At 67.7% G+C, this 15,266-nt stretch carries 10 protein-coding genes and 2 pseudogenes; 3 read left to right on the forward strand and 9 right to left on the reverse strand.

The window, feature by feature from the left end:
• Nucleotides 1-6: 6 nt before the first annotated feature.
• The 8 genes and pseudogenes from ADT71_RS34295 to ADT71_RS22480 all read right to left on the reverse strand — a co-directional run bounded on the left by ADT71_RS34295 (nucleotide 7) and on the right by ADT71_RS22480 (nucleotide 10,938).
• Nucleotides 7-483, reverse strand: a complete 477-nt coding sequence (locus ADT71_RS34295) for a TolC family protein (RefSeq protein WP_231636112.1) — start codon at nucleotides 481-483, stop codon at nucleotides 7-9.
• Nucleotides 393-1,391 (reverse strand): TolC family protein, encoded by a 999-nt coding sequence (locus ADT71_RS22455; RefSeq protein ID WP_231636113.1) that lies wholly within the window; start codon nucleotides 1,389-1,391, stop codon nucleotides 393-395. Before ADT71_RS22455 ends, ADT71_RS34295 begins: the two co-directional genes overlap by 91 nt.
• Entirely contained in the window at nucleotides 1,388-2,167 is a 780-nt protein-coding gene (locus ADT71_RS35130) for an efflux RND transporter permease subunit (protein ID WP_255351681.1), read from the reverse strand. The genes ADT71_RS22455 and ADT71_RS35130 overlap by 4 nt, the downstream gene beginning before the upstream one ends.
• A complete protein-coding gene (locus ADT71_RS22460; protein ID WP_255351682.1) occupies nucleotides 2,167-4,488 on the reverse strand; it encodes an efflux RND transporter permease subunit in 2,322 nt (773 codons plus the stop codon). The genes ADT71_RS35130 and ADT71_RS22460 overlap by 1 nt, the downstream gene beginning before the upstream one ends.
• Complete coding sequence (locus ADT71_RS22465) at nucleotides 4,488-5,468, reverse strand: efflux RND transporter periplasmic adaptor subunit (protein ID WP_054440458.1); 981 nt, start codon at nucleotides 5,466-5,468, stop codon at nucleotides 4,488-4,490. Before ADT71_RS22465 ends, ADT71_RS22460 begins: the two co-directional genes overlap by 1 nt.
• 43 nt (nucleotides 5,469-5,511) lie before the next feature.
• Nucleotides 5,512-8,582 (reverse strand): annotated as a pseudogene (locus ADT71_RS22470) (efflux RND transporter permease subunit).
• On the reverse strand, nucleotides 8,582-9,601 hold the full coding sequence (locus ADT71_RS22475) for an efflux RND transporter periplasmic adaptor subunit (protein ID WP_054440460.1): 1,020 nt from the start codon (nucleotides 9,599-9,601) through the stop codon (nucleotides 8,582-8,584). The pseudogene ADT71_RS22470 and the gene ADT71_RS22475 overlap by 1 nt, the downstream one beginning before the upstream one ends.
• 5 nt (nucleotides 9,602-9,606) lie before the next feature.
• Nucleotides 9,607-10,938, reverse strand: coding sequence for a TolC family protein (locus tag ADT71_RS22480; RefSeq protein WP_054440669.1), 1,332 nt, complete (start codon nucleotides 10,936-10,938; stop codon nucleotides 9,607-9,609).
• A gap of 272 nt (nucleotides 10,939-11,210) precedes the next feature.
• On the opposite strand from ADT71_RS22480, the pseudogene ADT71_RS22485 reads away from it, so the two are divergent.
• The 3 genes and pseudogenes from ADT71_RS22485 to ADT71_RS22495 all read left to right on the forward strand — a co-directional run bounded on the left by ADT71_RS22485 (nucleotide 11,211) and on the right by ADT71_RS22495 (nucleotide 14,212).
• A pseudogene (locus tag ADT71_RS22485) lies at nucleotides 11,211-11,883 on the forward strand (winged helix-turn-helix domain-containing protein).
• A complete protein-coding gene (locus ADT71_RS22490) occupies nucleotides 11,876-13,309 on the forward strand; it encodes an ATP-binding protein (protein ID WP_054440463.1) in 1,434 nt (477 codons plus the stop codon). The pseudogene ADT71_RS22485 and the gene ADT71_RS22490 overlap by 8 nt, the downstream one beginning before the upstream one ends.
• A 6-nt stretch (nucleotides 13,310-13,315) precedes the next feature.
• Nucleotides 13,316-14,212, forward strand: a complete 897-nt coding sequence (locus ADT71_RS22495) for a formyl transferase (RefSeq protein WP_054440465.1) — start codon at nucleotides 13,316-13,318, stop codon at nucleotides 14,210-14,212.
• Here ADT71_RS22495 and ADT71_RS22500 read toward each other — a convergent pair.
• Nucleotides 14,178-15,266: a glycosyltransferase family 4 protein gene (locus ADT71_RS22500; RefSeq protein WP_054440467.1), complete on the reverse strand. Its 1,089-nt coding sequence runs from the start codon at nucleotides 15,264-15,266 to the stop codon at nucleotides 14,178-14,180. The genes ADT71_RS22495 and ADT71_RS22500 overlap by 35 nt on opposite strands.

Here is a 15,266-nt window from a genome sequence, read left to right on the forward strand (position 1 = left end):
CGCAGCCTAGCGCGCCTGCGACCCGCTACGCCAGCCGCCACCGAGCGCGCGAAAGAGCGCGACTTCCGCCTGGGCGACCGCAAGATCGCTCTGGATTTTCGCAAGGCGCGCGGCAGCCAGGGTGCGCTCGGCATCGATCTGGAGCAGGCTTGCCGCATCGCCCAGCCGGACGCGCGCCGCGGACCGGCGGGCATAAGCGCGTGCCTCATCTGCCGCAGCCCCGAGATCGCGATTGCGTCGCAGTTCGGCATCGTAGGCGGCAAGCGCGGTCTCGACCTCCCGGAGCGCCTTCAGGACCGCTACATCCCAGCCGGCAAGGGCGGCCTGCTCCGCAGCCCGGGCTTGAGCAAGCTTCGCCCGTGCCGGCCCTTGATTGGGAAAGGCCCAGGTTATCAGCGGCGATACGGCCGCGTCGAAACCGCCCGAGAGCAGGCCCAGCGCCCCGCCCAGATTGACGCGGGGATAGAGGTCGGCGCGCGCCACGCCGATCCGGGCGGCAGAGGCTGCAGCCTGCGTTCGGCCTCGCGCACATCGGGCCGGCGGAGCAGCAGTGCAGTGCCGTCGCCGGCCGCGCCCGCACCTTCAGGCGCGGGGATCATCGTGCAGCCCGGCCCATCGACGCGCACCTCGGCGGGGGGACGGCCTCTCAGCGTGGTGAGCCGATAGAGCGCATTCGCGCGCGCCGCCTCGAACGGCGCGATACCCGCTCTGGTCGAGGCCGCCAGGGTCGCGGCCTGCGAAACTTCCAGCGGCGAGACTTCCCCGGCCAGCAACTGTTCGCGAACCAGCGCAAGCGAGCGCTCCTGCGCTGCTGCCACCGCCCGAGCCTCTGCGATCGCCTGCGAGGCGGCGCAGGATTCGAGATAGGCCTGAACCGTATCGGCCACGACCGCAACCCTGACTCCATCAAGCGCCGCCGCCTGCGCTTCGGCATCGGCGCTGGCGGCGAGCGCGCCGGACCGGAGCCGACCGAACAGGTCGATATCCCAGCTTGCGGTCGCCGCGATATCCCAGTCGCTCGCCGGAACGGACACCGCACCGGGCTGGTTGCCGGGATCGTCGACGGTGAGCGCGCTTTCGATCGTCGTGGTGGGAAGCCGCGCCGCCCGCGCCAATCTCGACGCCGCGCGCGCACCTTCGAGATTGGCATAAGCGACGCGCAGATCGGCATTGGCCAGGAGACTGGCTTCGACGAGGGAATCCAGTGCGGGATCCTCGTAGAGGCGCCACCAGTCTTCGGGCACCGGGTCGAGCGTCGCGACCGGAAGATCGGCGAAGCGGCCGGCAGCCGCTGGCGGAATTTCCGGCTTGATCGGCGCGGGAGGGGCCATGCATCCGGTCACGGCCAGCGCGGCGAGCGGACCGGCCCATAGTGGAAGGCGCAAGATCATGCCGATACCTCCGCGCCCCGGACCGGTCCTTCTGCGCGTTCCTGGCCGTACCTTGCGTAGAGCGCGGGCATCAGGAAGAGATTGAGCAAGGTCGACGATACCAGCCCGCCAAGAATGACGATGGCCATGGGATGTTCGATCTCGTGGCCCGGGGCATTGCCCGCCGCAATCAGTGGAACCAGCGCCAGACCGGCGCAGGCGGCGGTCATCAGGATCGGCACCAGCCTTTCCTCGGCGCCGCGCAGCACGAGTTCGCGGCCGAATGCCATGCCCTCCTCACGTTCAAGATGCCGGTAATGCGAAAGCAGCATGATGCCGTTGCGCGCCGCTATGCCGATCACCGTTACGAAGCCCACGAGCGAGCCCAGCGACAGCACCCCGCCAGTGAGCGCGACCGCGACGACGCCCCCGACAAGCGCGAAAGGCAGGCTGACGCCGACCAGCGCCGTGATCCGGCGCGAGCGGAACTCGATCCAGACCAGCAGCAGCACGCCGAGAAGGCAGAGCGCGCCGGTCGTCCAGAGCCGCTGGCGCGATTCCTTCAAGGCAGCGTATTCGCCCAGCACTTCGGGATGATAACCCGCGGCGAAGGGCACTTTGGCAACGGCAGCCTCCACCCCGCGCGCCACCGTTCCAAGGTCCGCTCCGGCAACGTTCATGGTCACGTCGAGGCGGCGCTGGCCGTTTTCACGCTTCACCTCGTTAGGCGCGGGAACCACTTCCACCTCGGCGACGTCCGAAAGGCGCACGGGTGCTCCGGCGGGCGACTGGATCATCAGGTCACGCAAGGCGTGGATAGTGCCACGAATCCGGGCTCGCCCCAGAGCGTGACGTCGAACGATTTCTGGTCGCGGTAGATCTCGCCCACTTTCTGCTGCGCCACAAGCGTCTGGGCCTGACGGCGCACCTCGCCGGCGGTCAGCCCCAGACGGGCCAGCTCCTCCGGGCGCGGTCGGATGCGCAATTGAGGCACGAGCACCTGGCTTTCCAATTTGAGATCGGAAACACCGCCCACCCCCGCCACGGCATCGCGAACGCGCTCACCTGCGGCGCGCAGTTCCGCCTGATCGGGCCCGTATATCCGCACGACCACAGTGGCACCCGCGCCTGTGAGCACTTCCTTGATACGCTCGCGCAGATAGGTGAGCACGTCGCGGAACAGGCCGGGGTAGCCGTCGATCACGCGCTTGATGCGGGCAACGGACGCATCATAGTCGGCCTGTTCGTCAAGGCTGATCCACAATTCGGTGAAGTTCGGCCCGACGACCTCGTCAGCCTGTTCGGCACGGCCGATATGCGCTCCGAAATTGCGCACACCGGGTATCGCGCGCAGTTCCTTCGAGGCACGCATGGTGATGCGGTCCATCGCCTCGATCGAAGTGCCCGGCTTCTCCACGAAATGCATGAGGAAGTCTGTCTCGCGAAAATCGGGAAGGAACTGGTCCTTGAACCCCGCATAGCCCAGCCCCGCGAGCACCAGTCCTCCTGCAACGACACCCCCTGCCATGCGCGAGCGCATCAAGACCCGGGGCAAGGCGCCGGAATAGCCGCGCTTCAGCCAGCGTACGAAGCGGGTATCGCGTTCCTGCGTCACCGGAGCGTTGGGAAGGATCAAAAGGCAGAGCGCCGGTGTCACCGTCAGCGCAACGAGCAGGGAGGCCGCGATCGCAAGTACATAGGCGACCGCCAGGGGCTGGAAGAAGGTGCCCGCCACGCCGCCGAGGAAGAAGATCGGCAGGAACACGAGCATCACTATCAGCGAGGCGAAAACGACCGCCGAGCGCACTTCCAGCGAGGCGGCGAGCACCACCGCAAAGGCGGGCCTGACATCTTCCGCCTCGCGGTTGAGCCGTAGCCGCCGGGCGATGTTCTCCACGTCGATGATCGCATCATCCACCACTTCGCCCAGCGCGATGACCAGCCCGGCGATCACCATGACGTTGATCGTCGCCCCGCTCCACAGCAGCACCAGCCCCGCGCCAAGCAGCGAAAGCGGAATCGCCGTGAGGCTGATCACCGCCTGCCGCCAGTCCCTGGTGAAAAGGAACAGGACCGCCGCCACCAGTGCGCAGCCGATCAGCAGCGCCCGTGTCAGGTTGTCGATCGAACGCTCGATGAACGTGGCGGGACGGAAGATGGTCGTGTCGACCTTCACGTCCGTCAGACCCGGCTTCAGTTCATCAAGAGCGGCTTCGACCGCGTGGGTCAGTTCCAGTGTATTGGCGGTCGGCTGCTTCTCGACAATCAGCATGATGCCGGGAACGTCGTCTATGATGGCGTTGCCGATGGGCGGTGCGTGACCGTCCACCACGCGGGCGACATCGGCAATCCTCACCGGTGCATTGCCAGACTGGCGCACGATGGCCTGCCCCAGTTGCGCGGCGTCCTGCACCATGCCGCCCTGCTGAACGGCAAGACGCTGGTTCGGCGTGTCGATGAAGCCGCCGCCGCCCACCAGAACCGCGTCTCCTGCTGCAGCCCGCACTTCGGCAAGGGTGACGCCCGCGGCGCGAAGCCGGTCCGGATCGACGAGGACCTGAAGCTGGCGGTCGCGCTGGCCCCAGACGGCGACATTGGCAACGCCGGGGACCGCCATCAGCCGGGGGCGGATGGTCCAGCGAACCAGTTCCGAAAGCTTCATCTGATCCAGCCTGGCCGAGGTGATCCCGATCTTCATCGCGCGACTGGTGGAAGAGAGCGGCGGCATGAGCACCGGTTGGCGCGCAGCCACCGGCAGGCGGGGCTGGACCTGCGCGATGCGTTCCCCCACCATCTGGCGCGCGCGCATCACATCGGTCCCGCGCGCGAAAAGGATCTGCACCGAGGACAACCCAAGCACGGACTTCGAGCGCAGCGTCATCAGGTCGGGCACGCCATTGACCGCGGTTTCGATAGGTACGGTGACAAGGCTTTCCACTTCTTCAGTGGACAGGCCGGGCGCCTCGGTCTGGATTTCGACCATGGGCGGCGCAAATTCTGGAAAGACGTCAAGCGGGACATCGCGGCCCGCCCTTACGCCCAGCACGACAAGCAATGCGCCCAGGGCAAGCACGAGCACGCGCTGGACCAGCGCGAAACGGACAAGACCGGCCAGCATCAGTGAGCCGCCCCGAATTCGGTGCCGAACAGCTCTGCCGCGCCTACCGTCACGACTTCGGCGCCCGACTCCAGCCCCCGCGCGAGCAATGCGGTGCCGCCGGTTTCACTTGCCACTTCGACGCGCTGCCGGACGAAAGTGTCCTTGCCTGTCCGCCGATAGAGCCATTCCCCGCCGTAGATGTCCCGCACGATAGCAGAGGAGGCAACCGAAAGACCCTGGGTTCTGCCGGAAAGCGGCAGGTCCACCGCCACGCGCTGCCCGACACGGAAGCTGCGCCCGTCGTTGCCGAGCGCGTAATAGATATCCACGGTGCCGGCCGTTCCGTCGGCGGAGGGCGGGGCCTGTACGGGGCGTGCGCTGTGCGACACCGCATCCGCGCCGAGCGCCCGAACCGTGGCGGAGCCACCCCGCTGGATCGCGCCGACATCGCTAGCGAAGACCGAGGCCCTCACCCAGAGAACGGACTGATTGCCGAGCGATCCTATCGCCGGCCCCAGCAGCGCTCTCTGCTGCCTTGCGGCGCCAAGCGCGGCCTGCGCTGCCGCGAAGGCCGCCGCCGCTTCGTCACGTGCCCGGATGCTTCCTGCTTCCTCCCGCACGAGGTTTTCGGCGCGGGTCAGGGCGATCCGCGCCAGTCGCGCCTGAGCCTCGGTTCGCGCCACTTCGCCATCGGCCGCCGCCTGCTGCGCGCCGACCTGCTGGAGGTTGGTGAGTGAGTTGGTCGGCACCCCGTTGGCCGTGGTGGGAGGAACCACGATCTCGCCGGTTACCTGCCGGACTTGCCCGGCCGCGCCGCCTCCCGGCCGCGCCGTGACAATGCCGAGCCGGCGCTGCGCCTCCGGCGTCAACGTCAACTTCAGCAATTCGCTTTCATGAGCGATCAGTTCGGCATGGGATGGCGGCGCGGAGCTCCGCGAATCCGTTTTGCTACAGGCCGCAAGGGCGATCGGCAGGGTCAGATAGGCAAGCTGGCGCATGGCCGGCGCTTACCCGGCGCGCATTGGGCGGCGCTGGACGTCCCTATACAAATTCCCAATGTTTGCGTCCCGGCCCGTTTCCTGCCTTCGGCAAGGTCAGCCGCACGAGGAGCGGCATGGCCAGCAGGACCAGCGGATATTGCAGCAGCAGGCCGGAGACGATCGCGATGGCAAGCGGCTGCTGGATGCCGGAGCCCTGACCGATCGCCAGCGCAAGCGGCAGCAGCGTGAGAATGGCGGCCAGCGTCGTCATCGTGATCGGGCGCACGCGGTTGCGGCTCGCCTCGCGCGCGGCTTCTGCGGGCGGCATGTGGCGGGACATCTCCTCGAACTCGGAAACGTAGAAGATCGCCATTTCCGTGCCGATACCGATGATCATGGTCATGCCCATCAGCGCGGTGATGTTGAGATCCACCCCGGCAAGCCACAGCCCGGTGAAGACCGCTGTCGTCGAGAGCAGCGAGCAGCCGATGATGATGACCGGCAGCCAAATGCGCCGGTAAAGCACGAGCAGAAGGATGAATTCGGCGACCAGAGCGGCACCGAAGACATGCAGAAGCCCGGAGAAAGCGATCTGCTGTTGCTGATAGAGCCCGCCCATCTCGTAGCGCACGCCGGGCGCGAGAGCACCGGGCCTGTCGAGCGCGGCGGTAACGTCGGCAACCGCCGCGCCGATGCCGCGTCCCTGGATGCGGCCCGTCACCGCCACCATCGGTTCCAGATTCTCACGCGCGATCTGTGGCTGGCCGGCGACCGATGTCAAGCTGGCCACGCGCGACAGCGGAAACAGGTGTCCATCGCTCGCCCGGATCGGCAGGCGGGCGAGTTCGGTTTCGCTCATGGTCGTGGCATTCGGCAGGCGCACCCGCACGTCGACCGTCTTGCTCGCCTGGGGCAGCGTTGTGGCGACGGTACCGCTGAGCGCGTCTGCTAGCTGGGTCTCGACGTCGGCGGGCAAGACGCCTTCCATTCCGGCACGGACCGGATCGACGGCCACATCGATGGCATCGCCCGCAAGCTGTACGCCGTCCTTGACCTCGACCACGCCGGAAATCCCGGAGACGACTTTGGCCACCTTCTTCGCCTGATCGTCGAGCACCGACGGATCGGACGAGAACAGCTTCACCTCGATGGGCTGCGGCACGGCGGTCAGGTCGCCGATGAGGTCTTCCATGAGCTGCGCCACTTCGACCTCGACACCGGGGACTTTCATGGAAACTTCGTCCGCGACGGCGGCGGCCAGTTCCTCGGTCGGCGTGGCATGGCCGGGCTTCAGGCGGACGAAATAGTCTCCGTGGTAGCTCTGGCCAAGGTCCCCGCCCAGCCCGGTGCCGAGGCGGCGGGAAAACGTGAGCACTTGCGGATTGCCGCTCAGGATACGGTCGACTTGCGCGATCTGCCGCGTGCTTTCATCAAGCGAGGTTCCCGGCGCGGTGTAGTAATCCATGACGAAACCGCCCTCGTCGACCCGGGGCATGAAGCCGGTGGGCACATTGCTGTAGCCGAGATATCCCACGATCAGCAGCGGCACGAGGATAGCGGCCAGCAGCCACGGCCTGCGCCCCAGCGCATCGAGCGTCCGGTCGTGCGCGCGTCCCAGGCGCCCCTCTCCCGCCTCGCCCGGATCGCGCCACTTGCCGAAGTCCACCAGCCGGTGGACCAGCACCGGCACGACAAAGGCCGTCATCGCCCATGAGATTGCAAGCGCGGCGGCCATGGTCACCGAAAGCGCCTTGGAGAAGGCCCCGGTCACGCCCGTCAGGAACGAGAGTGGCAGGAACACGATCAGCGTTGCCAGGCTCGATCCGGTGAGCGGCGCCATGAATTCGCGCGCGGCGGGGAACACTGCATCCTTGCCCGCCACCGCGCCGTCCTTGCCGCTGGCACCGGCGCGCCGGGCGATGTGCTCGACCATGACGATCACGTCGTCGATCAGCAGGCCGACAGCCGCCGCGATGCCGCCCAGCGTCATGATGTTGAACGACATTCCGAGCGCACTGAGCACCAGCACCGTGGCCGCCAGCGTGGCGGGAACCACGATCGCGGCCACCAGCGTCACGCGCCAGCTGCGCAGGAACCAGAGCAGCACCAGCCCGGCAAGGACCAGGCCGATCAGCACCGCGTCGCGAACGCTCGCCACGGATTGCGTGACCAGTTCGCTCTGGTCGTACCAGTTCACCAGCCTGACGCCTGCAGGCAGCTTCAGAGTCGCCAGCTTGGCCTGCACTTCCCGCGCGATCTGCACGGCATTGCCGTCCGGCTGCTCATAGATGTTGAAGAGCACCGCCGGCCGTCCATCCTCGACGATGCGCTGCCATTGCGGCACGGTGCCGTTCTGGACGGTCGCCACGTCGCGCACGCGGACGATTCCGGCGGGGTCCGACTGGACGACGATATTGCCGACCTGATCCGCGCCCGGCACGCTGCGGTCGGCGATCACCAGTGACAGGCGGCCGCGATCCTGCACCTGGCCCACCGCGCTGAGCACGTTGCCGCCCCGGATCGCGGCTGCAAGGTCGCCATGGCGAGGTTGTGATCGGCAAGGCGCTGCGGATCGGCCAGAACCTGGACTTCGGCAGTCTCGCCGCCCTGCACGCCCACGCGGGCAAGGCCGGGGATGGAGGACAGCAGCGGCGTGACCTGATAGCGCGCGAAGTCCTGCAGGGCGACCGGATCGGCGGCGTCGGAAACCAGCGCATAGGAGATGATCGGGAACACCGTCGGGTCCATCCGCCGCACGTCGTACTGCGTTCCGGCGGGCAAGGTCGGCAGGATGCGGGCGATGGCGGAATCGACCATCAGCGTGCTCGACACCATGTCGCGGCCCCAGCCGAAGTCGATGGAGATCTGCGCCGAACCGCGACTGGTTTCCGAGCGCACGTCCTGCACACCGGGCACCGCGCGAATGGCTTCCTCCACCGGACGGGTCACCGTCAGCGCGGTCTGGTCGGCGGGACGGCTGCCTGCATCGAGATCGACGACGACGCGGGGAAACGAGACTTGCGGAAACAACCCGATCGGCAGCGAGAACGCCGCGATCAGCCCGGCCAGCGCCATCGCCAGCGCAACCAGCACGAAGGCGCGCGATTGCGAGCGCAGCAGACGTTCGAGCATCAACGCCCCCACCGCACGGCATCGCCGTCGTTCACCTGATAGGCCCCCTCGACGATGATCGGCCGACGGGGATCTACCGGCCCGTCCACCACATCGCCCTCGGGGGAGGAAAGCCGGACCTGCACCGGCACGGCCTTGGCCTTGCCACCGGCCTCCTGGAAGATGCGCGCGGGGCCTCCTGCCGTGACGACCGCCGCATGAGGCACGACCCATCCCGCCACGTCGCCGGTGCGGATGGCAACTTCCATGCCCTCTCCCGGCAGCAGCGCACCGGCCGGGAAGCTGAGGTCTACATCGACCATCCGTGTCTTCGGGTTGAGCATGCCGTCCACCCGCACCACCTTTCCGGCGATGCCGCCGCCGCCCGAAAGGCGTTTCATGCTGGCCGCCTGTCCGGGAGCCACGCCGCCCCGCTCCGCGGGATCGATGCCGACGGTCACGACTATTCCGCCCTGACGGGCAAGGGTCATGATCGCGGCGCCGGGCTGCAAGCGATCGCCGCTCGCGGCCGTAACCGAAGTGACGATACCGGCGAACGGCGCCGTGAGCGTCTGAACCGACCTGCCAGCGCCTTCAGCCGCAAGCGCGGCCAGCGCGGTGCGCGCATCGGCAACTGCCTTGTCTACCTGGACGAGCTGGTCGGACGTCGCAAGTTGCTGGGACAGGAGCTGCGCGGCCGAGCGGCGCTGCTTCTCTGCCGCCGCAAGCGCATCGGCGGCTTGCAGGTAGGCGCTCCGTGCGGAAGGCGCGACGGCGAAGGTGCCCAGCACCTGCCCCGCCCGCACCGCAGTGCCCTGCGTCACCGCCAGTGAAGTGAGCTGTCCGGGCTGCGCCATGCTGATGGAGGATGTACCCGCCTCGGACGGCGAGGCGGAGCCATAGGCGGTGATCGTGGCTGGAAGCGCCCCGCGCACCGGCCGCACGACCGTGACGAGGACGCTTGGCGTCCTGTCGGGCTCCGAAGGGCCGCTTCCGCAGGCGCTGAGGGCCAGCAGGGTAGCGGCAATCGGGAAATGCATGATTTTCAAGGGTTCACTCCGGGTTCCGGGGCGGGCTCCGAGGGAAGGTCGGCAGTGGGCAGCCCGGCCCCCGTAAGCGTCAGGATCGCGATCTTGCGGTCCAGCAGGGCAGCTTCCAGCGTCATCGCTTCCTGTTCCTTGGCGAAGCGGTTCGCGGCGAGATCGAGGTAGGCGCGCTCATCGAGGTTCGATGCGGAGAAAGCGGTCCTTGCCCGTTCCGCAGCCATGCGGGCGGCAGGAAGGTCGCGGCGCACATTTTCGAGCTGGGCCGCGAGTTGTTCGGTTTCCGCCAGCAAAGCGCCGACTTCGCCGACAGTTGCCGACAGACGCGCGGCATACTCGGCATGAAGCCTGGCCCGCGTCGCATTGGCGATGGCGATGTTGCCCTGCCCACGGTCGAAGATCGGCAGGCCGAGGGTGACGTTGGGGCCGCCGCTGACCACTTTGGAATTGTCGCTCGCCGCGCTGCCGCCCAGCACGAAGTCCGGGAACTGCGACAGGATGGCTTGCCGGACGGACTCGTCAGCAGAAGCATAGCCCATGCGCAGGGCGAGCAGATCGGGGCGCCGGCCTGGCAGGTCGGCAAGGGTCGCCCTGATTTGCGCAGGATCGAAAGGCGGTAGTTCGGCCTTGTCCGCCAGCGCGATCACCGCATCGGGCCGGAGCCCGAGCAGGGCATTGAGCTGATGGCGCAGGGCAAGCTGGTTCTGATCGAGCGCATCGAGCGCGGCGCGGGCCGATTGCAGCGCCACGCGATCGGGAGCGACGGTGCTCAAGGTCACGGTCCGCGCGGCCAGCGCGGTCTCCAGCCGGGCGTTCCTGCTGCGGAGCAGTTCATAGGCCTCGACGTAGACCGGGCGGCCGCGCGCGCCCATTATCAGGCTCGCCGCGAGTTGGCGGGCCTTTCCGGCGACCTGCCACTCCTGCCAGACCACGTCTGCGGCGACCTGCCGCTCGCTGTCCGATGCGGCGCGGCGCCGCGACTTGTAGGTGATCAGCGCCTTGATGTCCTGCGCGATGCCGATGTTCCAGCCCGGCACCGTGCCCGAACCGGACAGAAGCGGAAGAAAGGCGGCAGACAACGACGGATTGGGCAGCAGGCCCGCCTGCCTCGTCTGCCCCAAGGCGACCGCCCTGCCCGCCCGGACGGCCTGGAGATCGGGATTGTTCGCCAGCGCCAGCAACGCCACCTCGTTCACCGAAAGCGGCGCGGACGGCGCCTCGCCGGACAGGCCATGCACATCGCTTGCCAGCGGCGCCGAAGTCGGCAGCGGAAGAGGCGTGTAATGCGCGCAGCCGCTGACCGTGGCCACGGCGATGCCGATCAGAGCCTTCATCGCGGGCCGGATCAGGACGGGACCAAGGGGATGCGGACGCATGGCGGCGAAAGAGCGTGCCACGGCGCTATGCCTGTTCCGCAAGGACGATCTTCGATGCGCTGCATGCCATTATCGCCAATCACCTCCGGCAAGACCTTCGGACGCGTAATAAGAGCAGGTACATTCGCCCAAGGTGAGCCGAATGTTAGGAATTCCCAACTTGCATGGCGATGCCGAGTGTGCGCCATAATGGAGGCGATACAAGTACCTGCCGCGGAGAACGGGCCGAGATGAAAATCCTCTTGCTTGAGGATGATGAAGAGCTGCAAAGGCACGTCGGACGATCGCTCGAATCCGCGGGCCATGTGATCGACGGCTGCAGCTCTGGCGCCGACGCGCTGTTCATGGCGACGAGCGGCCAGTACGATGTGCTGGTGCTCGATCGCATGGTCCCGGGCGTTGACGGCCTCAGCGTGATGAAGGCGTGCGTGCCGCCGGCATTCGCACGCCGGTCCTGCTGCTGACGGCGATGGATGGCGTGGACGACGGGTCCAGGGCCTCGAAGCGGGCGCCGACGACTATCTCGTGAAGCCGTTTGCCGTCTCCGAACTGGTGGCGCGCCTCAATGCGCTGCTGCGGCGCCCTCCGATTCCCGACGCCGTAGCGGTCCTGAAAGTCGCCGATCTGGAAGTGGACCTGATCCGCCGCACCGTGATGCGCGCGGGCGGAAAGATCGAACTGCAGGCGCAGGAGTTCAAGCTGCTCGAATACCTCATGCGCCACGCCGGCGAACTGGTGACGCGCACGATGTTGCTGGAGAACGTCTGGTCGTTCCACTTCGATCCGCGCAGCAACATCATAGAGAGCCACATGAGCCGGCTGCGCACCAAGGTGGATCGCGGCTTCGATCGCGAATTGATCCAGACGGTCCGGGGGGCGGGATATCGGATCGACGGTGGCTGAGCCGCTTAGCCGCAATGTCCTGCGCAGCGGGGCGTTCCGCTTCGCCGTGCTGTTTGCCGCCGTCTTCGCGGTGGGCTCGCTGCTCGTGCTCGTGGCGGTGCAGCGCCAGATCGAAGGCTATGCCGTCGCGGCAACGGACGGGACTCTCAGCAATGAGGCCAAGGTGCTGGCATCGGAATATCGGGCACTCGGCCTCTCCGGCCTCACCGACGCCATCCGCCGCCATTCCCACACCGGCAAGGATCCCCAGTTCCGGTTCCGCCTGGTGCGCGGCGACGGCATCCGGATCGCGGGCGACCTGCCCTCCGGCGTCCGGCTCGACGGGCGCGGCACGCTCAGCGTCAGGGAAGTCAACGTGGCCGTGCGGGGCGAGGCGATGGAAACCTTCCAGACCCTCGGCACAGCCTTGCCGGACGGGCTCCATCTTGTGGTTGCCACGGACACGTTCGATGTCCGCGCGCTGATGGCGCGGCTGCGGGCGTTCACGCTGGCCTGCGGGGTCGGCATTACCCTGTTCGCGCTGGTCGGAGGCTACTTCGTCGGCAGTCTGTTCGTGCGCCGTCTGCACGGGGTCAACACTTCGGTGAGCAGGATCATGGCCGGGGCCATGGACGAGCGGCTTCCGGCCATCGGCATGGGGCCCGAGTTCGACGAATTGTCCAGCAACCTCAATCTCATGCTCGACCGCATCCAGGGCCTGATGGAGGGCCTGCGCCAGGTTTCGACCGACATCGCGCACGACCTGAGAACCCCTCTCACCCGTCTCCGCCAGCAGCTGGAGGCCCTGCGCGGCCAGCAGACGATCGATGCCTACGATGCCGGCATCGACGTTTCGCTGGAGCAGACCGACGAAATCCTCGCCATCTTCAGGGCCTTGCTGCGCATCGGCACGCTGGAGGGCGGCGCCGGACGCGGCAGGCTCGCCCCCGTGGACATCAGCGAGATCGTGGAACGGGTGGGGCTGGCTTACGAGCCGGTCGCGGAAGATGCCGGCAAGCGTCTGGAGACCTGCATCGAGCCGGGACTTGCGGTGCTGGGCGACGGCGAGTTGCTGGCCCAGATGTTCACCAACCTGGTGGAAAACGCGCTGATCCACACACCGCCGGGAACGCGGCTGACCCTGCGCGTCGCGCATCGCGGCGGATCGGTGCTTGCCGAAGTGGCGGACGACGGCCCCGGCATCCCGCCCGAGGAGCGCGACAAGGTGCTGGTCCGGTTCTACCGCCTGGACGCGAGCCGCAGCACACCGGGTTCCGGCCTCGGCCTGTCGCTGGTGCGCGCCATCGCGGCCCTGCATGACGCCCCGCTTCTGCTGGAGGACAATCGGCCCGGCCTGCGAATAAGCGTGAGGTTCCAGCTTTCCGGCGGTTCCGGTGAAATTCTGATGGAACATGCACGGTTGCCGAAGCCGGGCAGCGAGCTATGAGGGCCCATGCCTAGACGCAAGGACATCTGGCAGTGCGGATTGCTGCCGCACCCGGCAAGCCGGGTGCTCGCGGCGGACTATGCCGCAGCGGACATCGTGTGGTTCCCGCAGGAACCCGCGTTCACCTTCCTGGCCGACCCTTTCGGCTTCGACGACGGCAACCGGCTTCACGTCTTTGCCGAGCAATACGATTACCGCACACGTCACGGGGTGATCGAACGGCTGACGTTCGACCGGAGCTTCACGCTGATCGATCGCCGACTGGTGCTGGAGGAGCCCTGGCACTTGTCCTATCCGCAAGTCTTTCAGGGCGAAGGCGCGGTCTGGATGCTGCCGGAGGCGCATCGCTCGGGCAAGTTGACGCTCTATCGCGGCGATGACGCGCTGGACCGCTGGAGCCCGGAATGCACGATCGAGGTGGACTGCCTGCCGGTCGACGCATCGATCCTGCGACATGGCGGCCGCTGGTGGCTGTTCTATTCGTCAGCCGAAAGTCGCGACACCAAGCTGGGCACGCTTCACGTCGCCTGGGCGGATACACTCACGGGCCGGTGGACGCCGCACCCCGGCAATCCGGTGCGACGCGGGCGGCAATCCTCGCGCCCCGGCGGAACCCCGCTGGTCGTGGAGGGGCGCATCATGCTCCCGACGCAGGACTGCATGCGGACTTACGGCGGCGCGATCCGTCCGCTCTGGATCGATCGCCTCGACGAGACCGGATTCTCGTCCGAAGCAGGCGATGCGATGGCGATCCCCTCCGGTCCTTCGGGCCGGTACGAAGGCATGCACACCCTGAGCGCATGCGGCGCCGTCACCCTCATCGATGTGAAGACCATCGACCGCTCGCTGGCGGGCATGGCGCTCGATCTCAAACGGGCGGCGGGGCGATACGCTCGCAGATAGCAGTCCCCGCGCGCGCGAAGTTCGCCGGAGAAAAGCGGGCGAGCATATCCCGGCGGCTTGCCTGCCCCATGTCGGCCAGCCTGCTGGGATAGCTCAGCGCCTGACGCAGGTTCTCGGCTAGCGCGGCAGGGCTTTCCGGCGGACAGAGCCAGCCTGTCTCGAAAGGCCTTACCGAATGGACCAGTTCGCCCACGCTGGAGGCGATGACGGGAAGGCCAGCGGTAAGCCCCTCATGCGCCGCGATGCAGAACCCTTCCGAGCGTGAAGGCTGCACGTAGAGGTGCCGCGTTGCCAGAAATCGCTTCGGATCCTCGGCATAGCCCGGCAAGCGAATGTCGCCGATCCTCGCCGCCTTCGCCTGTGCCTCCAGCGCGCCGCGCTCGCTTCCCTCGCCGGCGATGTCCAGCGTCCAGGGCACCGGCGCCGTAAAGCCGTTCTGCCGCAACCGCGCCAGCGCCTCGATCAGGACATCGTAGCCCTTTACCGGATGAAGCCGGCCGAGGCTGCCGATCCGCAGCACCTGCCCCGGCTGCCAGGCGCGGGCGACCGGCATTCGCGGATCGACGGCGTAGATCGGCCAGGTCGCGATCCGTTCCGGCCTTATCCCGAGCCGGTCCTTCATGAACCCGGCAACGGTCTGCGAATCCGCGACCCACAGCCTCGCCCGCGGTTGCAGCGCGCGCAGCAGGCGGAGGTTCCACGGCTTGAGGAAGGCTGCGTGCTGCCAGCAGACGACCGGCAGGCCCAGCCTCGGGCCGGCCAGCAGGCCCAGCGCCGTCGCCCGGCTCAGCGAGGTCCACAAGTGCGTGGCGTGCCATGCCCGCAACTCGCGCAGGAGCCAGCGCAGCGCCTGTGCGTGGTCCTTGTCGCCGCCGTCACGCACGCAGGGGGCGAGCCCGGCGGCTTCCATCGCGGCAAGCGCCCTGCCGTCCCGCCGGGTCAGCGCGAAGACGCGAACCGTGGCCCCGGCCTCTGCCAGCACCCGCGCGATCGACGGCACCGGCAGCGCCGCGCCGCCGCCTTCCACCGAATTGATGATATAGGCGATCCGCAT

Source organism: Novosphingobium sp. ST904 (assembly GCF_001298105.1).
In the GTDB taxonomy this organism is placed as follows: Bacteria; Pseudomonadota; Alphaproteobacteria; order Sphingomonadales; family Sphingomonadaceae; genus Novosphingobium.